Here is a 24,988-nt window from a genome sequence, read left to right as displayed (position 1 = left end):
GCCCCCCCTTTCGCCCCCCCCCCCTTGGTCGAGATAGCACATCATATGCGGCAGGCTCTATTTTGTGGCGAGGCCTGCTCACAAACTCTCATTGGGGTCAGCTACCAAGAAAACTTCTGTTCACCTCGCAATTCCCCGATTTGCCATGGCCTTCTCTAAGAAAAAGCCGTTTTTGTTTTCAAACGCTCTCGGTGATGCATCGCGTAATCGCAGCGGAACAAGACCCGCTGAGCGGCTCGCGCTTTTACATCCTTGCCCGCAGGGGCCGGGGGGCGCATACTTTTTGGTGTAAGGGGCGCTTCTACCGGGAATGGTAATTGATGATGCGAGGGTGCCACTACCACCGGGAGGTGTGATCGGATGAGCGACCAGGAATTCGAACAAATCATCAAGCGAGACCGGGCGACCACGACCCATCGCGAGTGGAACGGAAGCCTGCTCGACTACCTCGAAGAAGTACGCCGCGATCCGACCATAACCAAGCTCGCCCACTCCCGTGTCTACGATGCCCTTGTGGGAGCCGGGGTCTCGGAGCACGAGCCCGGCGAGAACGACGCGCCCGGTGGCCGATCGGAGAAAACTTATGCATTCTTCTCCGAGGAGTTCTTCGGCATCGACCGCGTTATCAGCCAGATCGTACGCTACTTTCATTCCGCTGCTCACAAGGGAGAAGAGTCACGACAAGTGCTCTACCTCATGGGACCAGTTGGTTCGGGCAAGACCTCGCTGGTCGAAAAACTCGAGGCAACGCTGGAAACCGGGCCGCCAATTTTTGCGATAGAAGGATGCCCCATGCACGAGGAGCCCCTGCACCTCATACCGAAGCATCTCCGGCGGGAATTTGAGAAAATGCTGAACGTGAGCATCGAGGGCGAGCTCTGCCCGGTCTGCAGCTACAGGCTCGAAGAAGAGTACGGCGGCCGTTACGAAGAGGTGCCGGTGAAAACCGTGACTTTCTCCAAGCGCGCCAGGGTCGGCATCGGAGTCGTGCCACCGGTAGACCCGAACAACCAGGACACCTCGGTGCTGATCGGCAGCGAGGACATCTCAAAGCTCGATCTTTACTCGGAAGGAGACCCCCGGGTACTCGACCTCAATGGCGCCCTGAACGTGGCAAACCGTGGAGTCTGTGAATTCATCGAGGTTTTCAAGAACGACACCGAGTACCTCCACGCGATGATCACCGCCACCCAGGAAAAAGTAATTCCGGCTCCCGGTCGTCACGGCATGGTCTACGTAGACACGGTAATAGCGGCCCATTCTAACGAGGCCGAGTGGCAGCGTTTTCGTTCCGATCACACCAACGAGGCCATTCTCGACCGCATCGTGGTGATCAAGGTACCTTACAACCTGCAGCTGTCGCAGGAAGTAAAGATTTACCAGAAGATCCTACAGGACTCGGATTTCAGAGCCCACGTCGCACCGCATACGCTCGAACTGGTGGCCATGTTTGCGGTTTTGTCGCGCCTTGAGCCCACCGCGAAGTGCGACCTTCTTACCAAGCTCAAGATCTACGACGGAGACGAAGTCGTCGAAAAGGGTCGCACCAAGAAGATCGACATGAACGAGCTCAAGGAGGACGCCAAGCGCGAAGGCATGGACGGTATATCTACCCGCTTCAGTCTCAAGGCGCTGGACAACGCCCTATCCGACCACGTGGACGCGCGCTGCATTAACCCGATCACCGTACGCGAAGCGCTCGTGAACATGGTCAGGGAGGCCGACTTCCCGGACGACATTCGCAAGCAATATCTCGAGCTCCTGCAGAACACCCTCCACAAGGAATACCTGCTGCTGCTGGAGAAGGAGATCACCAAGGCCTTCGTCTACTCGTACAGCGAGCAGGCCGAATCGTTGTTCCAGAACTATCTCGACCACGCAGAGGCTTTCGTCAACAAGGCCAAGGTCCGGGACTCGAACACCTCCGAAGAGCTCGAACCCGACGAGGGTTTCATGAAATCCATCGAGGAGCAGATAGCCATCATCGGCTCGGCAGCCGAGGGATTCAGACAAGACGTCATTTCCTACCTCTGGTCCAACAGCCGCCGTGGCAACACGATAAACTATTCGAGCTACGAACCACTGAGGCAAGCGATCGAAAAGAAACTGATGGCGTCGGTTAGGGAACTGAGCCGGATAGTCACGCGAGCCACTACCAGGGACGAAGAACAGAACGACAAATACGACGCCATGGCGACCAACCTGATGGAAAACGGTTACTGCAAGCACTGCGTAGACACCGTCCTCAAGTACGCCGCCAATAACCTCTGGAAAGACTAGGAGCGGCACGATGGGCGCGATCTTTCGCCCCGCTTCGCGGGAGTCGTCGGACCGAAGCGCTGGTGACCGACTGCGCCATCGCCAGAAGGTGCGCCGCTCCATCATGGACAACATCGGCGATATCGTCGCCGATGAATCCATAATCGGCCGATCCGGCGACCAGGTGGTCAAGGTCCCCATTCGCGGGATAAAGGAATATCGTTTCGTACACGGCGAAAACCACCAGTCCGTGGGCGAAGGAGCTAGCGATGACCTTGCAGAGGGAGACGTCATTGCGCGCAAGCCCGACAGCACCGAGGGAAAACCGGGACAGGCAGGCGAAGAGCCCGGCGTAGACTACTACGAGACCGACATTACCCTCGACGAGCTCATCGACATGATGTTCGAGGACCTGAACCTTCCCGACCTCGAGCGCAAAGAAATGAGCTCGATAGAATCGTTACGTAACACCAAGCGAAAGGGGTACAGAAAAGTAGGACTGAGGGTGAAGCTCGACCGCCGCCGCACCGCGCGCAACAAGATACGCAGGAGCCTGTCCGCGAGCAGCCGGGCCACTGATGCCGGCGGAGAGCGCATGCCCTTTCGCGCCGAGGACCTGTCCTACCGCCACAGGACTACCGAGATACACAAGGAGTCCAACGCCGTGGTCTTCTGTATTATGGACACCTCGGGCTCGATGGGCACCACCAAGAAATACCTCGCCCGTAGTTTCTTCTTCATGCTCTACCAGTTCGTGGCAAGGCGCTACGAGAAAGTCGACGTGATCTTTCTTTCACACGACATCGACGCGCGGGAAGTCACCGAAGACGAGTTCTTCCACAAGGGAGAATCTGGCGGCACTTTCGTTTCGTCGGGCTACAACAAGGCGCTGGAGATCATCGTCGATCGTTACCACCCTGACCTTTGGAACGTGTACGCTTTTCACTGTTCGGACGGTGACAACTTTGCCAGTGACAACCCCGACGCCATAAAGAGCGCTCAGAAACTCTGCGATGCTTGCAATATGTTTGGCTACGGGGAGATCAAGCCCCAGCGCGCCAGCGCCTACGGCAACTCGTTGATCGATATTTTCAAAGCTGTCACCGCCTCCAATTTTCGCTCGGTTTTGATCGAGGGCAAAGAAGACGTCTGGCCAGCCTTCAAGGCCTTCCTAGGGGCCGAGGAGGAGGCCGCGTGAGTCACGCCGGACTGGATGAGCTCAGGGAGTGGGACGATCGGATCGTCGAACTGGTAGACGCCTTCGGCCTGGAGTGCTACGCCCAGGAGTTCGAGATCTGCGACCACAACGACATGCTTGGCTACATGGCCTACTCTGGCATGCCGTCGCAGTACCCCCACTGGTCTTTCGGTAAGTCCTTCGAAAAGCAAAAGACCCTCTACGACCACGGCGTATCGGGCCTTCCCTACGAGATGGTAATCAACTCAGACCCGTCGCTGGCCTACCTCATGCGCGACAACTCACTGGGCCTTAACATACTCACCATGGCCCACGTGTACGGCCACAACGATTTCTTTCGCAACAACAGCACCTTCGGAGACACCGAACCCCAGCACACCGTGGCCCGCTTCAAATCGCACGCCGAGCGTATTCGCTCCTACGTGGAGGACCCGGCTGCGGGGCCGACTGCCGTCGAAGCGACGCTCGACGCTGCCCACGCGCTGGCTTTCAACTGCCGTAGAAATATGTCGATACGCAAAACGACGAGGTCCGAACAACTGCAACGCGCGATTGATATTGCCACGCCCCCAGCGGATCGAAACGCTTCGATCCACGCTCCGCGCTGCAAAGAAGATCCCGATCTGAGTCGCATACCATTGGAGCCGGAGCCCGACCTTCTCCTGTTCATCCGTGACTACAATCCTTATCTCGCCGAGTGGCAGAAGGATATCCTCACCATCGTCCACGAGCAGGCCCACTACTTCATCCCGCAGATGGAAACCAAGATAATGAACGAAGGCTGGGCCAGTTACTGGCACTACCAGATCATGTCCGAACTCGGCTTGCCCGAGGATTTGAGACTCGAATTCATGATCAATCACAACCAGGTCATCCGTCCCCACCCCGGTGGCATCAACCCCTACCACGTGGGCTTCCGAATCTGGCAAGCCATCTACGAGCGCGAGGAAGGTGACGGACCGATCGACCACCGCCGGCGAAATGCGGGCCACCAATCCCTGTTCACGGCCAGGGAAACGGACCGCGATAGTTCGTTTCTGAGAAGGTTTCTTGATCGCGATCTCGTCAGAGACCTGGGACTTTTCGAGTTCGCCGAAAAAGGCCGTGACACGGTCGTGACCAGGGTTGCGGACGAGCAGGGTTGGGAGTCAGTCCGTGACTCCCTGGTGGCTTCGGTGGGTACGGGGTCACTGCCCGTCATCGAAATTACAGACGCCGACTTCCAGGGTTCGCGACAACTGCAACTGGTCCACCGTTACCAGGGACAGGAACTCGAGCTGCCCCATGCGCGAGCAACGATGGAACTGCTGCGAACTCTCTGGGGGCGAGACGTGTTACTGGACACGGTGCTCAACCAAAAACCGGCCCGACTGCACTGCAGTGAAGATGGTTTTTCGGCTGAGAGCACCTGACGTTAGTCAGCCGCAATAAACCGCAGTAATCAATCTTCCCTCGTTTCGACCAGGGCGACCGCCATGGCTTCGATAGCTTCGCCTCGACCCGCGGCACCCAGTCCATCACCAGATTTGGCTTTGACCGACACGCGGAAGTGATCGCAACCAAGGTGACCGGCCAGCGCTTCGCGCATGGCAGACAGGTGACCAGCCAGCCGCGGCTCGGCCAGGACGACGGTTACGTCAACGTTGAGCAACCTCGCGCCACGCTCCGCGATCAGCTTCTTGATCTCGACCAGGAACAAGGACGACGGGGCATCTTTCCAGCGTTCGTCGCTCGAGGGAAACCAGATACCCATGTCGCCGAGGGCCAGCGCACCGAGTATGGCGTCGCACACCGCATGGGCCACCGGGTCACCGTCGGAATGGCCCTCGCAGCCTCGGTCTGCCTGGAGCCGCAGGGTGCCCAGCACCAGCGGCCTGCCATGCGCGAGGCGATGTATGTCGTATCCCTGCCCTACCCTCACTGGTCTGCCATCCGGCTACATGGTAGCATCCGACGGTTGGCCGGGTCGACCCCCTCTTTTTCATGTCCGGCAGGAATCTCCAATTGCCCCGACAAAGAGCACAGCCCGCCCAGGCAACTCGCGCCCACTACGACAACCCCACTCTCGTAGCGCTGCCCGATGCCGTGGTCATTTTTGATAGACAGCTCTGCTGTTGCTGGGCAAACCCAGCCGCGGAGACGCTACTCGGGTCTTCACTTGCCAGGCTGACGGGGCGAAACTGCACCGAGGTATTCGGCGACGGGCACTGGATCGGCACCCTGGTGGAGCGCTGCGACTCGGCCAATGGACAAGCCAGCGCCAGGGGCAGCGGATCGCTGGACGACGGGCCGAAAGCCGACCGGGCAGCGCAATCCGTCAATGCCTCGGTAGCGTCTTTGCCGGCACCCGACGACGCCACCGTGCTGGTTCTCCACGAGACCGCCGCCAGCGCGGCGCTTGAGAGCACCAACCATGAAAAAAACAGGATGGCCGAAATGGACCGCCTCGTGGCCTCCATCGGACACGAACTTAACAACCCGCTCTCGGGCATACGCGGCGCCGCGCAGTTGGTAAAAGACCGGGCAGCCGGTGACGAGAGAATTGCGGGATACTGCGACATCATACTCCGGCAGGTGGACCGCATGGGCGAACTCTCGCAAATCCTCATGGAGCTCGAAGCCCCGGTGCCCAAGCCACGGGCTACCAACATCCACCGGGTGCTGAACCAGGTCATCGAGCTGCAGGAAATGGCGCTATCCGGACGACAGCTGACCATCGAACGCCTCTTTGACCCCAGCCTTCCCGACGTCCTTGGAGATGCCGAGCATCTACAGGTATTGTTTCTCAACCTGGTGTCCAACGCGGTCTCTGCCTGCCAGCCCGGCGCCGGCCACGTAACCGTGAAGACGGCCATCGACAACAGCTTCTACGTTGCCAACGACAGCGGAAAATTGCATTACGTAAAAGTGGACGTAATTGACGACGGCTGCGGGCTGGACGAACAAACCCAGCAAAACATGTTCACCCCCTTTTATAGCGGACGAAAAGACGGCCACGGCCTCGGCTTGGCCATAACCCGCAACATCGTCGCTGCCCACGGCGGGACAATAAGGGCTGACAACCGGCCGACCGGGGGTGCCTGCTTCACTGTTCACCTGCCTGTAGCGGTAAACTCAATTGATGGATAGCGCCACGACTACAAAACCCGCGCGAATCGCTGTCATAGATGACGAGCCCGATATCCGGCTCGTCATCACCGACGCTCTGACCGCTGACGGCCACGAAGTACTGGCCTTCGGTGACGGCGAAAGCGGCCTCGCCGCGATACTCGAAACTTCGTTCGACATAGCCTTTATCGACATAAACCTGCCCGGTATCGACGGCTTCGACGTGCTGGCAAAAATTGTCGAGAGAGAATCCGACCTCGCGGTTGTCATCATCACCGGGCGGGCGACAGTGGCCAACGCCATCGAGGCAACCCGAGCCGGCGCCTACGAGTACGTAACCAAGCCCTTTGACCTTGACAAGATTCGCCTGCTCACCCGCAACGTAATGCAGCGACGCGCCCTGCAGTCCGAACTCGACAGTCTGCGCAACCGCGAGCGCTCCCAGCACGAACCGGGTGTCGAAATAGTGGGCCAGTCGCCGCCCATGCAGGAAGTTTACAAGACCATTGGAAGGGTAGCCGACAGCAGCGCCGTGGTGCTCCTGCAAGGAGAGAGCGGAACCGGGAAGGAGCGTATAGCTCGGGCGATTCACGCTTGGTCCAACCGCTGGCTGGGGCCTTTTATAGCGGTGAACTGCAGTGCCATTCCCGACGATCTGCTGGAAAGCGAGATGTTCGGCCACGAGAGAGGGGCTTTCACAGGGGCATCCGAACTGCGCCGGGGCAAGTTCGAGCAGGCTCGTGGCGGCACGCTGTTGCTCGACGAAATCGGCGAGATGCCGCTCGCCCTCCAGTCCAAGTTACTACGCGTACTGCAGGAGAAAGAGTTCAATCGCGTTGGTGGACACGAAACCATCGCGGCCGACTGTCGTATAGTGGCCGCCACCAACCAGGTTCTCAAAAAAACCGTAAGCCAGGGCCGATTTCGCGAGGACCTGTACTACCGGCTCAATGTCGTTGTCATCGACGTCCCCCCCCTGCGTGAGCGCAGCGAAGACATTCCCAGCCTGGTCGACTATTTCCTGGACAACATCAACCGGGAACATGGATTCGCGATCCGCGGCCTGTCTCCCGACGCACTCTCAAGCCTGATCGCCCACGACTGGCCTGGCAACGTGCGCGAACTTGAGAACGTGCTCGTGCGCGCAGCGGCCATGGCTCCTTCACGGTTACTCACGACTGAAGACCTGCCCTTCAGCGGCCGCCGCGAGACCAACGACTACCATTCGTTGTCGCTCGATGAAATAATGGTCGTCAAGTTACGCGAGTATCTCGACCGTCAGGGCGAATCGCCACCCGGTGACCTGCACCCACGGGTCCTTGAGTTGGTAGAAAAACCGCTGATAGAGGTCGTCCTCGAACGAGTGGGCGGAAACCAACTGCACGCGGCCAGGATGCTGGGTATAAACCGGAATACCCTGCGTAAAAAAATCACCGACCTCGGCATTGACCTGCGCTCTTTCGGCGACAGGAACTGATACCCGTTGAAACTCGCCTGTCTCTACCCAGTCGTCAACCTGCTCGACGACGGCGACGGCGCTACCTCACTATCACTGGCCGTCGCACTGGCCGAAGCCGGGGTAACGCTGATGCAGCTGCGCTGTAAAACCGCCGGCACGGGGAACTACAGCAGACTGGCCTCGCAACTGGTTGAGGCACTGCAACCGTTGGGTTGCAGCCTGCTCATCAACGACCGCGTTGACGTCGCCCTGGCCTCGGGCGCAGCAGGCGTACACCTGGGGCAGGATGACCTGCCGGTGGAGGAAGCCCGCGCCATCCTCGGCACCGAGGCCATCATAGGCCTTTCGAGCCACGAGCTCGCCGAGGCCGAACGCGGCTGGTCTGCAGCTGCCGATGCGAGACCCGACTACCTCGCCTTCGGTCCCGTCTTCGAGAGCCCCACCAAGGCGGGCGTACGTAGTGCGAGGGGCATCGACGCGCTCGCCCGGGTCTGCAAGCTGAGTCCATTGCCGGTCGTCGCCATCGGCGGTATCACCCTGGAACTCGCACCCTCGATACGCTCGGCCGGAGCCGTAGCGTCAGCGGTCATCAGCGAGCTCGAACAAGCTCGTGCCCCTGGCCAGCTCGCCAGGCGGTGGCTCGCTGAGCTTTCCTCCTGAGAAGGTAGCCTGGAAGCGGCTTACTATTGCGGGTATTGAGCATCCTCGGTGTAGTAACCAGCCGGAGCATCTCTGCGCGACAGGTTACTGAAGCGGGCGCACTCCTTCCTGAACGCCACCCTCACTACTCCGGTGGGGCCGTTTCTCTGTTTACCGATTATCACTTCGGCGGTACCCACGTCCGGCGAATCAGGGTGATACTGCTCGTCCCGGTAGATGAAACCGATCACGTCGGCGTCCTGCTCGATAGCTCCCGATTCCCTGAGGTCGGCCATCAACGGACGCTTGTCCTGCCTGGTTTCTACCTGCCGGTTGAGTTGTGAAAGCGCTATGACCGGTAGGGAAAGCTCCTTTGCGAGTCCCTTCAGTGCCCGGGATATCGCCGATATTTCCTGCTCCCGGCTGTCCTCTCCACCTACCCCGTGCATGAGCTGCAAGTAGTCAACAATGACGAGCCCGAGATTCAACTCCGGCGTCCGCGCCAGGCGCCGGGCCTTCGCACGCAGCTCGGTAACGGTCATGCCCGCGGTATCGTCGATGTAAATCGGGGCAGTCCCGAGCCGACCCGCCGCCAGGGCCACCTTCTTGAAGTCACTATCCTTCAGCCGCCCGGTACGCGCGGCGCCCAGGTCAATTTCTGCCGCCGAGCACAACATGCGCATGGCGATCTGTTCCTTTGACATCTCCATGGAGAAAACAACCACGCCAGTCTGTCGCTCCAGGGCGGCGTACTCGGCAATGTTGAGACAGAATGCAGTCTTTCCCATGCTGGGGCGGCCGGCGATGATAATCAGGTCAGAAGGCTGGAATCCTGCTGTCAGGCGATCGAGTTCTGCAAACCCGCTGCCAACACCTGTCACGTCGTCGTCACGATTCTGCAACATGTCGACCCGCTCGACCGCGTCAGCCAGCAGGGTGTCAATGCGTTCAGGAATAGATTTGAACCCGGCACTGGAGACTTCGAATATTGATTGCTCGGCCTGGTCGAGAAAGTTGGCGGTATCTCCTTGATCAGAGTAGCCGTCTTCGCTGATCTGGGCTGCGACCCGTATCAACCTTCGGGTTGTGTATTTCTCGGCCACGATCTTGCCGTAGTACTCTACGTTGGCCGCGCTAGGAACCTTCTCAGTGAGCTCGGCAAGGTAAGCCACGCCACCCACCTTGATCAGTGATCCGCGTTGCTTGAGCACGTCGGAGACCGTCACCATGTCCATAGGCCTGCCTTCGTGGCTGAGATGAACCATGGCCGAATAGATCAGCGCGAGGCGCTCGACGTAAAAATCCTCGTGGGTAATGACGTCAGCGACGCGGTCAAAGGCCTCGTTGTCAATCAGGATACCGCCGACGACCGATTCCTCGGCCTCCAGGCTGTGAGGGGGAACCCTCAGAAATGGCTGTTCGTTTCGACTCATACTACCCTACCTTTTCAACCAGCGGACGTCGCAAGCAATGGCCCTTGTGCGGTTTCTGTGCGCATCCCCACTGTCTCGAGCAGCTGGTCACTCAGACGGCCCCCGCGACCAGGCCTGCCAGGCGCTGCAGAGCGCCGGGCAGCCGAGGCCCGTACCACGACAGGTCCTTGCCGTCTATGAAGACGACCGGCAGCTCTAATCCCGCCAGGCTCAGTTCGTCGGCGTGGGCGGAGCTGAAAGCGTAAGGCTCATCGGGCAGCAGGACCAGGTCCGGCCGGCGCTCGACAACGTCCTCGAGGGAGACCTCGAACCAGTCGCTTTCTACATCGTCAAAAATATTCTCGCAGCCCACGGTCCTGAGCAGGTCAGCAACGTACACGGCCTTTCCAAAAGTCATCCACGGGCGTCTCCACACGGGACAGAAAGTCCTGACCCCTCTTCGTTTAAATCCGTCACGGACCAGCGCCGCAGCCTTTCGGCAGCTCCGCGCAAGCTCCATGGCCGGCTCTGGCCTGCCCAGGCTCTCGCCCAGCCGCTGCATCGCAGCAGCAGCGTCGTCAACGCTTCGCGGATGGTAGTTCTCTATCCTGAGCCCCGCCGAGGACAGTCGCTCAACATCTTCGATACGGTTTTCTTCGGCGCTCACGAGCACCAGGTCCGGGCACAGGGCCACTATGTCCTCCACCGCCGGATCCTTGGTTCCACCGAGGGTGGGTACGTGGGCCAGGGCTCCGGCCGGTTCCACGCAGTAGCGTGTGCGGCCGATCAGCCGTTCGCCAGCGCCCAGGAAGACGACGGATTCCGTCAGGCTGGGTACCAGGCTTACCACCCGGTTCGGCGTTTCGCGGGTCACTGGGTGGGTAGACAGCGGGTGCTGTCGTCGATGGCCTGCCAGCCCCGGCGGCGAGCTTCGACCCTGAGCCTGGGGTCGGGGTTGACGACGCAGGGATGCGCCACTTCGCTCAATACCGGCAGATCCCCTATCGAGTCACCGTAGTAATAACAGTCCGCCAGGTTTACACCCTCTTCGTCGGCCCACTGCCGGGCACGCGTCAGCTTGCCTTCACCGTAACAGAACGGGCGCTTGGCCTTCCCGGTAAATACACCGTCGCTTATCTCGAACTCGTTGGCTATGTAGTCGTCGGCGTCGATATCGTCACTCACGAGGCCGCACAGGTAGGTGCTCGCACCCGATAGTAACACGACCCTATGACCCCGCTGTTGGTGCCACTTGAGTCGAGCCAACACCGCCTGGTTGTAATGCTGTCGAACATCGTCCTGGTACCAAGCCTGGCACCTCTTGATGATGTCGGTTTCTTCGAGACCGCGCAGCAGGTTGGAAGCAAAATCAGCCGCGAGGGTCAGGTTGAAGAAACCGAACCTGTAGGTCACATATCCCCAGCCCATGCGGACGAGATCGACAACCCCGATCAGGCCCTCCCGCCAGAGATAACGAATAAAGAGAGTCGCCGACTGGGACACCAGCAGTGTCCCGTCCACGTCAAAAAAGGCTACCGCCTTCGAGGGCGGGCCGGGCTGTTTGTCAGACCCGCTCAACTATCATGGCGATGCCCTGTCCACCGCCAATACACAACGAGGCCAGCCCAAGCGCGACATCCCTGTTCTTCATGGCGTGCAGCAGGGTCACGAGCACCCTCGCCCCGCTGGCCCCGATGGGATGTCCCAGCGCCACCGCTCCACCGTTGACGTTGACCAGCTCGGCGTCGATCTTGAGCTCGGCCAGAACTCCCAACGACTGGGCCGCGAAAGCCTCGTTGAGCTCCCACAGGCCGATATCGCCAACGGCGAGGCCGGCTTTTTCGAGCGCCTTCTCGCTGGCGGGCCAGGGCCCCATGCCCATGATGGCCGGATCCACGCCCGCCGAGGCTGCTGAACGTATGACCGCCAGCGGCTCCAACCCATCGGCCTTGGCGCGTTCTTCGGACATGACGACCAGCGCCGCCGCTCCGTCGTTGATACCCGACGCGTTACCCGCCGTCACCGTACCCCCGTCGGGCTTGAAGGCCGCTCGCAGGCGACCCAGGGATTCAGCAGTGGTCTCAGGCCGCGGGTGCTCATCCTTGTCAAAGACTATCGGCTCGCCTTTCTTCTGCACCAGCTCCACACCGAATATCTCGTCGTCAAAAGCACCCGATGACTGGGCCTTTCCCGCTTTATTCTGGCTGGCCGCGGCAAACTCGTCCTGGGCCTCACGCGAAATACCGTATTTCTCGGCGACGTTCTCGGCCGTGATACCCATGTGAACATTAGTTATCGGGCAGGTGAGCCCGTCGTTGATCATCGAATCCACGACCGCCCCGTTCTGCAGCCTATAGCCGAAGCGTGCCTTGGGAAGCATATAGGGAGTCAGCGTCATGTTTTCCATGCCACCGGCTACAACCACCTCGGCATCACCACAGGCGATCGACTGCGCGGCCAGGTGCACGGCCTTGAGGCCCGAACCACAAGCCTTGTTGACCCCGAAGCTGGGGACCTCCCGGGGAATGCCCGAGTTGAGCGCGGCGACCCTGGCGGGGTTGAGCCCCAGCCCGGCTGCGAGTACGTTGCCGAGTATTACCTCGTCAACGGCGCCGGCATCTACACCGGCCCTTTTCAGGGCCTCGGCGCAGGCAAGCCCACCCAGGTCAGTGGCACTGGTATTAGCCAATGCTCCACCAAAAGTTCCTATCGCGGTACGCGCCGCGCTGACGATAACTGTTCTCGACACTTGGTCCTCCGTTCTGATTGAGGGGACGGCCCGCCTAAGCGGCGTCGGCCACGTTGGCCCGTACCCATTCGACTATGTTCTCCGTGCTCTCACCCGGTGTGAACACGGCCTTGACGCCCATTTTCTTCAATTCTTCGATATCCGAATCGGGGACGATTCCCCCGCCGAACACAACGACTTCGCCCGCCCCGCGTTTTTCGAGTTCCTTGAGAAGCTGCGGGAACAAGGTCATGTGAGCGCCCGAAAGTATCGACAAGCCTATGCCGTCCACGTCTTCCTGCACTGCGGTCTCAGCGATCATTTCAGGTGTCTGGTGCAAGCCCGTGTAAATGACTTCGAACCCCCCGTCGCGAAGGGCTCGCGCGATTATCTTTGCCCCACGGTCGTGTCCGTCCAGGCCGGGCTTGGCTACAAGTATGCGATGACGTCGTTCTGCCAATGGCGTTCCGTTTTCCTCAGGTCCAAGCGGGGTCGCTGTAGACCCCGAACTCGCAACGGAAGATATCCGATATTTCCCCAATAGAACAACACGCGTCCACTGCCTCGACCATCGGGGGCATCATGTTACGCTCGGAACGCGCAGCCTGGCCCAGCTCGGCCAGTGCCGAAGCAGCCCTTGAAGCATCTCGAGAGGCCCGCGTAGCGATCACGCGCTCTACCTGGTTTTTTTCCACTTCGCTGCCCAGGTCCAGGGTTTCTACCGGCGATCCGGCTGATTCGCCGGAGTACGCGTTGACCCCCACCGTGACATACTCGCCCCGTTCCATGGCTTTCTGAAATTTCCAGGCCGATTCAGCAATTTCCTGTTGTGGATAGCCGGCCTCTACCGCGGCCAGGATTCCACCGGCCTGGTCTATGCGCTCTATTATCGCGTTCGCCTCGCTTTCCATCGCGTCGGTCATGGCTTCCATTGCGTAGCTACCGCCAAAAGGATCTACCGTTGCCGCCACGCCGGTTTCCTCGGCTATGATCTGCTGGGTACGCAGTGCCACTGTGGCGGCTTCCTCGCTGGGCAAGGCCAGGGTTTCGTCCAGCGAGTTGGTGTGCAGCGATTGCACTCCGGCCAGTACCGCGGCGAGTGCCTGCAAGGCCACGCGCGCGACGTTGTTCAGCGGCTGCTGGGCGGTGAGCGAAACTCCCGAAGTCTGTGCGTGTGTGCGCATGAGGCAGGCACGGTCGCTGCTGGCACCAAAGCGGTCACGCATGATCGAAGCCCACATGCGTCGCGCCGCGCGGATCTTGGCTATCTCCTGCAGGAAGTCATTGTGGACATTGAAAAAGAAGGACAGGCGCGGGCCGAAAACCTCGGGGTCCAATCCCCTGTCAACGGCCGCCTGCACGTAACCGATTCCGTCGGCGAGGGTAAATGCCAGCTCCTGCACGGCCGTCGCCCCGGCCTCCCTGATGTGGTAGCCCGAGATCGACACCGGGTTCCAACGAGGGAGTTCGTTCGAACAGAACTCGATCACGTCGGTTACCAGTCGCATGGAAGGCGCGGGCGGAGAAATCCACTCCTTCTGGGCAATGAATTCCTTGAGCATGTCGTTCTGCAGGGTGCCACCGAGTCGGGCCCTCGGGATGCCACGCCTATCGGCCAAGGCAACGTACATCGCCAGCAGTATCGGAGCCGTACAATTTACCGTCATCGAGGTGGTGACAGCGCCCAGGTCGATGCCCTCGAACAGAAGATCCAGGTCGTCGATCGTAGCCACCGAAACGCCCTCACGGCCGACCTCGCCCAGCGAACGCGGAGAATCGGGGTCGTAGCCCATCAAGGTGGGCATATCGAAAGCGGTAGAAAGTCCCTGCTGTCCCTGGGCCAACAGGTAATGAAAACGTCGGTTGGTATCGCGGGCTGAACCGAATCCAGCAAACTGGCGCATGGTCCAGGTGCGTCCACGGTACATGTCGCGGTGTATACCGCGCGTAAACGGATACTCGCCTGGACCTTCGCCCGGCGCATCGACGTCGTCAGCAGTGTACTCGGCGTGGACCCCTATACCCGAGAGCAGGCTCGCGCCAGCTTCGCCGCAGGACGGACTCGTTAACTCACTGTCTTCTTTAATACCCACCTCTGAAACAGCGCGCACTATAGCCACGAACCGCTCGTGTAGCTAGCGAGAAAAAGGTCCTCGCCCAGGCGCCGGTTCCGAGGAGTTTAGTAGTCGGGACGGTAATCGAAACGGTGGCTGGTCTGCAACTGCCGTATGGTGCTGCTCTCGCTTCTCATGACGACCGAGTGGCTGATCGCGACGCCCTTGAGATACTCGCCGTCGGTCACGCCGCTGGCAGCAAACATGACCGTTCCCCCCGCCATGTCTTCAAGGTCGAGCAGGCGGCCGGGATCCTTAACCCCCGCCTGTCTCAATTGCTCGGCTTCACCCGGTCCACGCACACGAAAACGGCACTGCATCACGCCTCCCATGCAGCGAATTGCAGCAGCCGAGAGAACTCCCTGCGCCGCGCCGCCCTCGCCCATGAGAATGTCGACGCCTGACTCGCCAAGCGGTCCCGCCGCTGCCATGGCGGCTGCCACGTCGCCGTGTGGTATGAGCTTGACCCTGGCCCCGGCCGCTCTCACTTCCTCGATGAGGTCGTCGTGACGTGGTCTATCTAGAATTACGACCGTGAGGTCTTCTACGTACACCCCCCTACGCTCGGCAAGACGACCCAGGTTAACAGCGGGCGCCTGGTCGAGGCTGACGACGCCGGCGCCATCGGCAGAGGTGGCGATCTTTTCCATGTAGCTGTTAGGCGGAGTCCGCAGAAAGCCGCCCCGACTGGCTATCGCCACAACCGACATTGCGTTCGGGCCGCCCAGCGCACAACTGATTCCGCCCTCAAGGGGATTGACGGCAACGTCTACTTCTTCGCCCTCTTCACCGAGGGTAGAACCCGTGGCCAACACCCCGCCCTGGCCGCTGCCCACGACGATTTCGCCCTTAACCCCCAGCGCAGAAAAGTTGGTCTCGATGGCCGTGGCCGCGAGACGTTCGGGCGCCATCTCGTCGCCGCGCCCGTTTTCGCGCGCAGCCGCCAGCGCCGCAGCTTCCGTCAAGCGGACGAGTTCAAGTGCAAGATTACGTTCCATGTGTTCCCCGGAATTATGGCTACAGTTATTATAGCCGCCCGACCTCCGTGCCTGAAGAGCCGGGGGGCTGAACTACAGGCCCATCGCCACCAAGGCCTTATCGACGTCTGCCGGAACCCGCAGGGGAGTCGGACAAACGGCTATAGCGTTATCGGGGTCCTTCAGACCGTGCCCCGTAAGTGTGCAGACTACCGTAGTTTTTTCATCAATCCGGCCTTCCTGGGCGAGCTTACGAAGGCCCGCCACCGAAGCCGCCGAAGCCGGCTCGGCGAACACCCCTTCACTTGAAGCCAGCAGGCTGTAGGCTTCGAGTATCTCGTCGTCGGTGACGGCTTCTATAACGCCGCCCGATTCATCGCGCGCTGCCTCAGCTTTTTTCCAACTAACCGGGTTACCGATGCGTATGGCCGAAGCCAGGGTGCTGGGATCTGCCACCGGATGGCCTTCAACTATCGGTGCAGCACCAGCAGCCTGGAAGCCCATCATGCGCGGCAGGCCAGCAGAAATCCCCGCCTCGTAGTACTCGCGGTAGCCCATCCAGTAGGCAGTGATGTTACCCGCGTTGCCCACCGGCAGAAAGTGATAATCGGGCGCAGCGTCCAGCACCTCGCATATTTCGAACGCCGCCGTTTTCTGCCCCTGCAACCTGTCGGGGTTGATAGAATTCACCACGGTTACATCGCGAAGCTCCGCCACGCCCGAAACGACCCTGTAGGCATCGTCAAAGTTGCCATCGACGGCCAGCACGGTGGCGCCATGGATAACGGCCTGGCTGAGCTTACCAAGGGCAATGTTGCCCTCGGGAACGATAACAAAAGCGCTCAACCCCGCTCGTGCTGCGTAGGCAGCGGCCGCTGCCGAGGTGTTGCCCGTGGACGCGCAAATGACGGCCGTGGCCCCCTGGGCAACGGCCACGGTCATGGCCACGCACATGCCGCGATCCTTGAATGAGCCGGTAGGGTTGAGCCCCTCGTACTTGAGCAGCACCCTGACATCGAGGCCGTCCTTGCCCAGCCCGAGAGCCGAGGCGAGCCGCGGAGCCTCGATCAAGGGAGTGTTCCCCTCGAGCAGGGTTACCGCGGGTGCATCGCCTACAGGCAACCTGTCGCGATAACGATCAACCAATCCGTTCCAAGCCATTGTTATTCGCGGCCGCCCAGGCCCTCTTCCACCCTCAGTAGTACCGGTTTCGCGCGATTATCGCGCAGGCGCCCCACCCTGGCCAAGGCCCGCTTCATCGCCGACTCGGCAGAACGGTGGGTCCTGAGGACTACCGGCACCGCGCCCCTGGTCTCGATTTCGTGCTGGGACAAGGTAGCAATACCGATACCCTCGTCTGCCAGTATACTGGATATACGGGCCAGGGCGCCGGGTTTATCCACCACCGTCAAGCGCAGGTAGTGTTCGTGGGCGGTATCCCCCATCGGTATAACCCGCGCCGACGATAGTCGGGCCAGCGGCTGTCCCCAGGGCTCACTCGAAGGCGGTCTTTCATCGCGCAGTGAACGCGCGGCCTCGAGAACATCACCGAGCACCGCCGTGGCGGTCGGCATCATGCCGGCCCCCTGCCCGTAGTAAACCGAGTTGCCCAGTGCGCGCCCCTTGATGCAGACCGCGTTGTAGGCTCCCGACACCTGGGCGAGCAGGTGGGACTCGGGCACCATCGCCGGGTGAACCCTGGCCTCCACTCCCGCCGGTGTATCGCGCGCGACAGCCAGAAGTTTTACGCGGTAGCCGAACTCGCGGGCGTAGGCGATCTCCTTGCTGCTCACGCTGCGTATTCCTTCCACGTGAACCGAACGTGCCTTGATCTTTTTGCCGAAAGCCAGGCCAACGAGGATCACCAGCTTGTGCACCGAGTCTATGCCGTCAACGTCGTAGCTGGGATCAGCCTCGGCAAGTCCCATTGCCTGGGCCCTGGCCAGTACCTCGTCGAACTCACCTTCGCCGTCGCTCATGGCACTGAGAATGTAGTTGGCCGTGCCGTTGAGGATGCCGTAGACCTCCTCGTTGGTATCGCCCGCTAGTGACTCCTTGATCGTCCTGACGATGGGAATACCACCGCCCACACTGGCTTCGAAGCCAAGAAGCAGGCCACGTTTCTCGGCTTCCCTGGACAGTGCGACCCCGTGCTCCGAGAGCAGGGCCTTGTTAGCGGTGACCACGTGCTTGCCGGCGCGCAGGGCCTCGAGGATAAAAGTGCGCGCTGGCTCCACGCCGCCCACGAGCTCAACGACGACGTTCACCGAGGGGTCGTCGATGAGAGCCCTCGCGTCGTCTATGAGAACTCCCTTGGGCAGCTTGATGCCGCGGTCGCTGCTGGTGTCGAGGTCGGCGACGCGGGCCAGTCGAACGGGATACCCCAGCCTGTCCTCATGGGCCTTCGCACGCTGCCGCAGCAGCCTCACGACACCGGCACCTATGGTCCCGTAACCGATTACGCCTACGCCGACTCCTCGTTTCATGACCCCCTCCCTGCCTTGTCGGGCCCCTGGTCGAGCGCCTTCTTGATTCCTCGCATGGCCTGGCGCGTACGCTGCTCGTTTTCGATCAGAGCAAAGCGCACGTACTCGTCCCCGTAGGGGCCAAAGCCTATGCCCGGCGACACGGCTACCTTGCCCTCCGCCAGGAGGTACTTTGAAAACTCCATCGAACCCAGGTGCCTGAACTCCTCGGGGATGTGCGCCCACACGAACATGGTCGCCTGCGGCGGCGGCACCTCCCAGCCGATGCGCGAAAGCCCACGGCAGAGCGAATCTCGCCGCTGCTTGTAAAGCTGGCGGATGTCTTCCACGCAGTCCTGTGGCCCGTTGAGTGCTTGTATCGCCGCTACCTGGATGGGAGCAAACATCCCGTAGTCGTAGTAGGACTTGAGCCTGGTCAGGGCTGCCACCATCTGCTGGTTGCCGGCCACGAAACCAACGCGCCAGCCCGGCATGTTGTATGTCTTCGACAGCGTGTAGCACTCCACCCCCACTTCACGGGCACCCGGCACCTGCAGAAAGCTGGGGGCCTCGTAGCCGTCGAAGGTGAGTTCGGCATAAGCGTTGTCGTGAATGACCAGGAAATTATACTCCCGGGCCAGCTCGACAAGCTTTTCAAAGAAATCCAGCTCGACCACCTCGGTGGTCGGGTTGGACGGAAAACTGACGATCAGTGCTTTCGGCCGTGGCCAGGTCTCCCTGATGGCCTCCGTCAGTGCCTCGAAAAAATCCTGCCCGGGAATGAGCGGCACGTGCCTGAGATCGGCACCTGCAATGATCACCGAGTACTGGTGTATGGGATAGGTGGGTGACGGGCACAGTACCACGTCCCCCGGTCCGGCAATGCTCAAGACGAGGTGGCCCAGGCCCTCCTTGGCCCCCATGGTACAGATCATCTCGCTGTCCGCGTCCAGCTCAACGTCCCACTTGCGCTTGTACCAGGCGCAGGCGGCGAGGCGCAGCTTGTACAGCCCCCTCGAAACCGAGTAACGGTGATTGGCAGGTTTAGCGATGGCTTCTATGGCCTTCTCGACGATATGCGCTGGTGTGCCCTGGTCAGGGTTGCCCATGCCGAAGTCGATGATGTCCTCACCGCGGCTGCGGGCCTGGGCCTTGAGCTCACCCACCGCGTTAAAAACGTAGGGTGGGAGCCTCTCTATTCTCTTAAAATCGTAGTTCACCGTAAATGCCCGTCCCAGCCGCAGCGCCGCTCGCCCGCCCCGCGCCTCTTTAAATAGACGCTGAAAGGATTTTATAGTTCAAAGGGGGGTGGGTTCAACCGACCTCGGCCAGTGCGAGGCTGTCTCCCCAGCGGTTAGTCAATGATTTTCGTAGTTCAGACGAGCGCGGATCGCTGAGCCCCGGATCCTGCTCGAGCCACTGCCGGGCCTTATCGCGCGCCAACAGCAGCAGTTCCTCGTCCCTGGCCAGGTTGGCTGCCCTGAAAGCAGGGACCCCGGCCTGCCTGGTGCCAAGGTACTCGCCGGGGCCCCTGATGCGCAGATCGGCCTCGGCTATCTCGAAACCATCGCTGCTGTTTTCCATCACTTTGAGCCGTTCCCAGGCATCCCGGCCCAGGCGCTCGTCGGTCACCAGGCAGCAGTAAGCCTGCTCGTTGTCCCGCCCCACCCGGCCGCGGAGCTGGTGCAGCTGGGCCAGGCCAAAACGATCGGCGTGCATTACTACCATGATGCCGGCGTTGGGAACGTCTATGCCCACCTCGATGACCGTGGTCGCGACCAGCACTTTGATATCGCCACGTTGGAAGCCCCTCATGACTTCGTTCTTCTCGTCTGCCTTCATCCGTCCGTGCAGCAGGCCAACCTCAAAATCACGAAAAACCCCGGTGCGAAGTTTCTCGGCCATGCCGCTGGCGTCTTCGAGATCGACGTTCTCGGACTCTTCGACCAGCGGGTACACAATGTAACACTGGCGACCTTCCTTCATCTGCGCGGCCATACGCTCGAAAAGATGCCCTACGTCGTGTTGTCGAAGCACACGGGTGACAATCGTTTTACGCCCCGGCGGCATTTCATCGAGCAGAGACAAGTCCACATCGCCGTATAGAGTAAGCGCCATCGTGCGGGGAATGGGCGTGGCCGACAACAGTAGCGTGTCAGCGGCAGCCTCCTTGAGCACGGCACGCTGGAGCACGCCGAACCTGTGCTGCTCGTCGATCACTGCCAGGCCCAATGCGGCGAACCCGGTGCCGGACTGCAACAGCGCGTGGGTCCCGACCACGAGGTCGACATCGCCCGCCTGCAACCGCTCTCTCGTCGCAGCGGCACGGCCCGAAGAAAGACTACCGGTCAGGAGTTCGATGCGAACCCCCCGCTCAACGGCCCAGGTTTCCATTGTGCGAAAGTGCTGCTCGGCCAACAGCTCTGTCGGTGCCATCACCGCCACCTGAGTACCGGCATCGACAGCCTGCAAGGCAGCTGCGAAGGCCACCACCGTCTTACCGCTGCCCACGTCGCCCTGCACAAGGCGATTCATCGGGCGCGGCCTGGCCATGTCCTCGGCGATCTCATCGATCACCCTCAACTGGGCAGAAGTAGCGTTGAAGGGCAGCGCCTCAAGAAAGCCTGACACGAGCTGGTCAGCGCGGGGCAGCGCTCGGCCGGTCTCGGCCTCCCGGGCCACGCGGCGCAGGTTTACACCAACCTGCAGGGCAAAAAGTTCCTCGAGTATCAGCCGGCGGTGCCCATCGGTGGCAAACGCAGCCAACTGCACCGGGTCTATAGAGCTACCCGGCATATGGACCTGCCGCAGCGCATCGGCAAGGGGCAACAGCGACAGGTCGGCTTCTACGGGAGCCGGCAGCACGCTCTTCGCGAGATCCGAGCACTCTACCACCGCGCGCTCAACCATCGACCGCATGGTGGCCACGGGTATCTCGCCGGGCTTCTGGTACACGGGCACCACCCTGGCAGCCTCCGCGGCATCATCGTCGCTGGAAAGCGCTTCGAGCTCGGGGTGGACAATCTGCAAGGGGCCTTTCTTCGAGGCCTCCACCCTGCCGTGCACCAACCAGCTCGATGCACCCTCGAGCTTCTTACGAAACCAGTCACCTTGGTGAAACCAGACCAGGGGCAGGCGCCCGGTCTCGTCAACAAAGGTGGCCCTCAGTACCTGCCGCCGCGACCTCCCTCCCCAGCTGTTGAGCTTGATCGAGCTTATCGCACCCACCAGGGTCACGTCCCTGCCCGCCACCAGTTCGGTCACCCGGCTTACGACGCGGCGGTCCTCGTAACGAAACGGCAGGTGATAGAGAAGATCTTCGAGAGTCTGGAATCCCGACGCGGCGAGGTGCTCGGCCCGCTTGGGGCCTACCCCCTTGAAGTACTGCAACGAGTCTTCGAGTTTCACCGTCAGCCGGCTTCTCCCCGTCCAGGGAGCTCCGCGTGGAGGTCCTGCAACGCATAAACCGTCGGCGTACTCTTGGTCTTGAGAACGGCGATCGCATCGGCGGCCGCGGCGGCCCCGGCCGGGGTAGTGAAGTACGGCACGCCGAGCTCCAGGGCCGACCGCCTCAGCGAGTAGGAATCCTTGACGCTTTGCGGGGTGCTCGAGGTATTTACCACCAGCTGAACACGGCCCTCCTCAATGATATCGACCGTGTGGGGGGAGCCCTCGTAGACCTTGTTGATGCCTGCGCAGTCTATGCCGAGACCGCGCAGGTAGTCGGCCGTGCCAGAAGTAGCCACGAGGTCCAAGCCCGATTCGACCAGGCTCCTTGCCACCGGCTCGAGGAAGACCTTGTCTTCACTACGCACGCTCACCAGCGCCGTGCCGGCGGTGGGCAAGCGAGTGCCACCCGCGAGCTGGGCCTTGGCAAAGGCCTCGCCAAAAGTAGGCGCGATGCCCATTACTTCGCCGGTCGACTTCATCTCCGGTCCCAGCAAGGTATCAACGCCAGCAAACTTGAGAAAGGGAAACACTGCTTCTTTGACCGATACGTAGGGCGGTAATACCTGCTCGGTAAAACCCAGCTCGACCAGGGACTCTCCAGCCATAACCCTCGCGGCGATCTTGGCCAGCTGCACGCCAGTTGCTTTCGACACGAAAGGCACGGTCCGCGACGCGCGGGGGTTTACCTCGAGTATGAACACCTCGCTGCCCACCACGGCGAACTGTACGTTCATGAGGCCAAGCACGCCTATCTCGAGGGCGAGCAGGCGGGTCTGCCGTGAAATCTCTTCGATGACATCGGCGGCCAACGACCACGGAGGCAGCGAGCAGGCGCTGTCTCCCGAATGCACCCCGGCTTGCTCGATGTGCTCCATTATGCCGCCGATGACTACGCGCTCGCCGTCGCACACCGAGTCGACATCGACCTCGATGGCCTGGTTGAGAAACTTGTCTATCAACAGCGGATGTCCCGGCGAACTCTCCATTGCCCGAGCCGCGAATTCCCGTAATTGGCTCTCCTCGTAAACGATCTGCATTCCGCGACCGCCGAGAACGTAGGACGGCCTGACCAACACCGGCAGGCCCAGTGACAGCGCAACCTTCTCGGCTTCGTCCACGCTGCGCGCGATGCCACCCGGCGGCTGCTTTAGTTCGAGTTTTTCGAGCAGCGCCTGGAAGCGCTCGCGGTCCTCGGCGAGATCTATCGAGTCGGGAGAAGTACCGATCACCGGCACCCCGGCGGCTTCCAAGCCCCGCGCCAGGCCGAGCGGGGTCTGTCCACCGAACTGCACTATCACGCCATCGGGCTTCTCGCGCTGCACGATGGCGAGCACGTCCTCGTGTGTCAGTGGTTCAAAGTACAACCTGTCCGAAGTGTCGTAGTCCGTGGACACCGTCTCGGGGTTGCAGTTGATCATTATTGTTTCGTAGCCCGCCTCTTTCAGGGCGAAGGATGCGTGCACACAGCAGTAATCAAACTCGATGCCCTGGCCTATACGGTTGGGGCCACCGCCGAGGATGACGATCTTGCGCCTGTCACTCGGTGAAGATTCGTCTTCTTCTTCGCTGGTCGAGTAAAGATAGGGCGTAAAGGCCTCGAACTCGGCGGCGCAGGTATCCACTGTCTTGTACACGGGCTTGAGGCCCCAGCGGGAACGCATCGCCGCGACTTCTTTTTCGGACAGGCCAGTCAGCGCGGCGACCCTCGCATCGGCAAAACCATCGCGCCTCGCCCTCGCCAGCAGGTCACGGTCGAGCTTGTCGCCCGCCGCCGTCAACTCGCCCTCAACCGCAACGATCATTTCGATGTTGCGCAAAAACCAGGGGTCTATACCGCTCAGGTCGTGAATTTTTTCTACGCTCCAGCCACGCCGCAAGGCCTCGGCTAGATACCAGGGCCTCTGGCTGTTGGCCACGGCGATACGGCTTTCGATGTCCTCTTCGTCCCTGCCCTCGAAACCAAAGCTACCCGTCTCCAGCGAACGCAGGGCCTTGTGAAGGCTCTCCCTGAAGGTTCGGCCTATGGCCATGGCCTCACCCACGGATTTCATCTGGCTGGTGAGCCTGTCGTCTGCGTCCTTGAACTTCTCGAAGGTAAAACGCGGGACCTTGGTGACGACGTAGTCGATCGATGGTTCAAAGCTCGCCGGGGTTTCCCTGGTAATGTCGTTGCGTATCTCGTCGAGGGTAAAACCCACCGCCAGCTTGGCTGCCATCTTCGCGATCGGAAAACCGGTGGCCTTACTGGCCAGAGCCGAACTACGCGAAACCCTGGGGTTCATTTCGATGATAATGAGCCGACCGTCGCGGGGGTTTACCCCGAACTGGATGTTCGAACCGCCTGTGTCGACGCCGATCTCGCGGATAATAGCGATCGACGCGTCGCGCATGAGCTGGTACTCCTTGTCGGTCAGCGTCTGCGCCGGGGCCACCGTGATGCTGTCACCCGTGTGCACACCCATGGCGTCAAAGTTTTCGATGGAGCAGATAATGACGACATTGTCGCGAGAGTCGCGCATGACTTCGAGCTCGAACTCCTTCCAACCCTCCACCGACTCTTCCACCAGGCACTCCCCAACCGGCGACGCGTCGAGGGCCGCGCGCAGCTTGGTTTCAAAATCGTCATCGCCGTAGGCAATGTCGGCACCACTGCCGCCCAGCGTACGTGACGGCCTGAGAATGAGGGGCAGGCCCAGCTCGCGGCGAACAGCGAGGCCCTCTTCTACCGAACGAGCGTAGCCACTGCCGGGCAGGTCGAGCCCCAGCTTTTCCATTGCCGCCTTGAATTGATCGCGGTCCTCGGCCTTACGCACCGCCGCTATGCCCGCGCCTATCATTTCGACCCCGTAGCGTTCAAACACGCCGGCAGCGTCTAGTTCAATGGCGAGGTTGAGCGCGGTCTGCCCTCCCATGGTGGGCAGGATCGCGTCCGGACGTTCGATTTCAATGATCGCAGTCGCAGCCTCGAGTGAAACCGGTTCTATGTAGGTGCGATCCGCAAAGCCGGGGTCGGTCATGACGGTGGCGGGGTTGGAGTTGATGAGGACGACCCGGTAGCCCTCCTCCTTGAGCGCCTTGCAGGCCTGGGTGCCCGAGTAATCAAATTCGCAGGCCTGGCCAATCACTATGGGGCCGGCCCCTATTATCATCACCGTCGAGATGTCATCGCGTCGCGGCAC

General features: G+C 60.9%; 19 protein-coding genes. 6 read left to right on the top strand and 13 right to left on the bottom strand.

Annotated elements, in window-relative coordinates; all coding sequences use genetic code 11:
- Nucleotides 1-360 precede the first annotated feature (360 nt).
- The 3 genes from EYQ35_10380 to EYQ35_10370 are packed head-to-tail and all read left to right on the top strand — an operon-like array spanning nt 361 to nt 4,869.
- Complete coding sequence (locus EYQ35_10380; GenBank protein ID HIF64541.1) at nt 361-2,280, top strand: serine protein kinase; 1,920 nt, start codon at nt 361-363, stop codon at nt 2,278-2,280.
- 10 nt (nt 2,281-2,290) lie between these two features.
- A complete protein-coding gene (locus EYQ35_10375; GenBank protein ID HIF64540.1) occupies nt 2,291-3,457 on the top strand; it encodes a DUF444 family protein in 1,167 nt (388 codons plus the stop codon).
- Nucleotides 3,454-4,869: a stage V sporulation protein R gene (locus EYQ35_10370; GenBank protein ID HIF64539.1), complete on the top strand. Its 1,416-nt coding sequence runs from the start codon at nt 3,454-3,456 to the stop codon at nt 4,867-4,869. Before EYQ35_10375 ends, EYQ35_10370 begins: the two co-directional genes overlap by 4 nt.
- A gap of 29 nt (nt 4,870-4,898) precedes the next feature.
- On the opposite strand, the gene ispF is transcribed toward EYQ35_10370, so the two are convergent.
- Entirely contained in the window at nt 4,899-5,378 is a 480-nt protein-coding gene (ispF, locus tag EYQ35_10365) for a 2-C-methyl-D-erythritol 2,4-cyclodiphosphate synthase (GenBank protein ID HIF64538.1), read from the bottom strand.
- Between the two features lie 62 nt (nt 5,379-5,440).
- On the opposite strand from ispF, the gene EYQ35_10360 reads away from it, so the two are divergent.
- From EYQ35_10360 to thiE, 3 genes are read left to right on the top strand one after another with little or no spacing between them, the layout of a single operon-like run.
- Entirely contained in the window at nt 5,441-6,586 is a 1,146-nt protein-coding gene (locus tag EYQ35_10360; protein ID HIF64537.1) for a hypothetical protein, read from the top strand.
- The gene (locus tag EYQ35_10355) at nt 6,579-8,042 is read left to right on the top strand and encodes a sigma-54-dependent Fis family transcriptional regulator (GenBank protein ID HIF64536.1); all 1,464 of its coding nucleotides are present in this window, start codon (nt 6,579-6,581) and stop codon (nt 8,040-8,042) included. The genes EYQ35_10360 and EYQ35_10355 overlap by 8 nt, the downstream gene beginning before the upstream one ends.
- Before the next feature lie 6 nt (nt 8,043-8,048).
- Nucleotides 8,049-8,684: a thiamine phosphate synthase gene (gene thiE, locus EYQ35_10350; protein HIF64535.1), complete on the top strand. Its 636-nt coding sequence runs from the start codon at nt 8,049-8,051 to the stop codon at nt 8,682-8,684.
- A gap of 23 nt (nt 8,685-8,707) precedes the next feature.
- On the opposite strand, the gene dnaB is transcribed toward thiE, so the two are convergent.
- The 12 genes from dnaB to carB all read right to left on the bottom strand — a co-directional run bounded on the left by dnaB (nt 8,708) and on the right by carB (nt 24,988).
- A complete protein-coding gene (dnaB, locus tag EYQ35_10345; GenBank protein HIF64534.1) occupies nt 8,708-10,096 on the bottom strand; it encodes a replicative DNA helicase in 1,389 nt (462 codons plus the stop codon).
- Between the two features lie 91 nt (nt 10,097-10,187).
- Nucleotides 10,188-11,063, bottom strand: coding sequence for a cobalamin-binding protein (locus tag EYQ35_10340; protein HIF64533.1), 876 nt, complete (start codon nt 11,061-11,063; stop codon nt 10,188-10,190).
- Entirely contained in the window at nt 10,946-11,653 is a 708-nt protein-coding gene (locus tag EYQ35_10335) for an HAD-IB family hydrolase (protein HIF64532.1), read from the bottom strand. The genes EYQ35_10340 and EYQ35_10335 overlap by 118 nt, the downstream gene beginning before the upstream one ends.
- Nucleotides 11,640-12,824, bottom strand: a complete 1,185-nt coding sequence (locus EYQ35_10330) for an acetyl-CoA C-acetyltransferase (GenBank protein ID HIF64531.1) — start codon at nt 12,822-12,824, stop codon at nt 11,640-11,642. The genes EYQ35_10335 and EYQ35_10330 overlap by 14 nt, the downstream gene beginning before the upstream one ends.
- Before the next feature lie 34 nt (nt 12,825-12,858).
- Complete coding sequence (locus tag EYQ35_10325; GenBank protein HIF64530.1) at nt 12,859-13,263, bottom strand: cobalamin B12-binding domain-containing protein; 405 nt, start codon at nt 13,261-13,263, stop codon at nt 12,859-12,861.
- 16 nt (nt 13,264-13,279) lie between these two features.
- Complete coding sequence (locus EYQ35_10320) at nt 13,280-14,923, bottom strand: methylmalonyl-CoA mutase (protein ID HIF64529.1); 1,644 nt, start codon at nt 14,921-14,923, stop codon at nt 13,280-13,282.
- 59 nt (nt 14,924-14,982) lie between these two features.
- Entirely contained in the window at nt 14,983-15,915 is a 933-nt protein-coding gene (locus EYQ35_10315; protein ID HIF64528.1) for a fructose-bisphosphatase class II family protein, read from the bottom strand.
- Nucleotides 15,916-15,987: 72 nt separating this feature from the next.
- Nucleotides 15,988-17,055: a threonine synthase gene (locus EYQ35_10310; protein HIF64527.1), complete on the bottom strand. Its 1,068-nt coding sequence runs from the start codon at nt 17,053-17,055 to the stop codon at nt 15,988-15,990.
- 2 nt (nt 17,056-17,057) lie between these two features.
- Complete coding sequence (locus tag EYQ35_10305) at nt 17,058-18,380, bottom strand: homoserine dehydrogenase (GenBank protein HIF64526.1); 1,323 nt, start codon at nt 18,378-18,380, stop codon at nt 17,058-17,060.
- On the bottom strand, nt 18,377-19,579 hold the full coding sequence (locus tag EYQ35_10300) for an alanine transaminase (GenBank protein ID HIF64525.1): 1,203 nt from the start codon (nt 19,577-19,579) through the stop codon (nt 18,377-18,379). Before EYQ35_10300 ends, EYQ35_10305 begins: the two co-directional genes overlap by 4 nt.
- 94 nt (nt 19,580-19,673) lie before the next feature.
- Nucleotides 19,674-21,773 carry an ATP-dependent DNA helicase RecG gene (gene recG / locus EYQ35_10295; GenBank protein ID HIF64524.1) on the bottom strand — a complete coding sequence of 700 codons (2,100 nt, stop codon included), beginning with the start codon at nt 21,771-21,773 and terminating at the stop codon, nt 19,674-19,676.
- Nucleotides 21,770-24,988 carry a carbamoyl-phosphate synthase large subunit gene (carB, locus tag EYQ35_10290; GenBank protein ID HIF64523.1) on the bottom strand — a complete coding sequence of 1,073 codons (3,219 nt, stop codon included), beginning with the start codon at nt 24,986-24,988 and terminating at the stop codon, nt 21,770-21,772. The genes recG and carB overlap by 4 nt, the downstream gene beginning before the upstream one ends.

Source organism: Candidatus Binatota bacterium (assembly GCA_012960245.1).
Lineage (GTDB): Bacteria > Desulfobacterota > Binatia > UBA1149 > UBA1149 > UBA1149.
Note: the sequence above shows the minus strand (reverse complement) of the source record. Positions and strands in the feature narration are given on the sequence as shown.

Bases quoted from the DNA above. Each gene is read 5' to 3' on its own strand.
- EYQ35_10380 (HIF64541.1), top strand. From the start codon at position 361: ATGAGCGACCAGGAATTCGAACAAATCATCAAGCGAGACCGGGCGACC.
- EYQ35_10360 (HIF64537.1), top strand. From the start codon at position 5,441: ATGTCCGGCAGGAATCTCCAATTGCCCCGACAAAGAGCACAGCCCGCC.
- dnaB (HIF64534.1), bottom strand. From the start codon at position 10,096: ATGAGTCGAAACGAACAGCCATTTCTGAGGGTTCCCCCTCACAGCCTG.
- EYQ35_10305 (HIF64526.1), bottom strand. From the start codon at position 18,380: ATGAAACGAGGAGTCGGCGTAGGCGTAATCGGTTACGGGACCATAGGT.
- EYQ35_10355 (HIF64536.1), top strand. From the start codon at position 6,579: ATGGATAGCGCCACGACTACAAAACCCGCGCGAATCGCTGTCATAGAT.
- EYQ35_10310 (HIF64527.1), bottom strand. From the start codon at position 17,055: ATGGCTTGGAACGGATTGGTTGATCGTTATCGCGACAGGTTGCCTGTA.
- EYQ35_10375 (HIF64540.1), top strand. From the start codon at position 2,291: ATGGGCGCGATCTTTCGCCCCGCTTCGCGGGAGTCGTCGGACCGAAGC.
- EYQ35_10315 (HIF64528.1), bottom strand. From the start codon at position 15,915: ATGGAACGTAATCTTGCACTTGAACTCGTCCGCTTGACGGAAGCTGCG.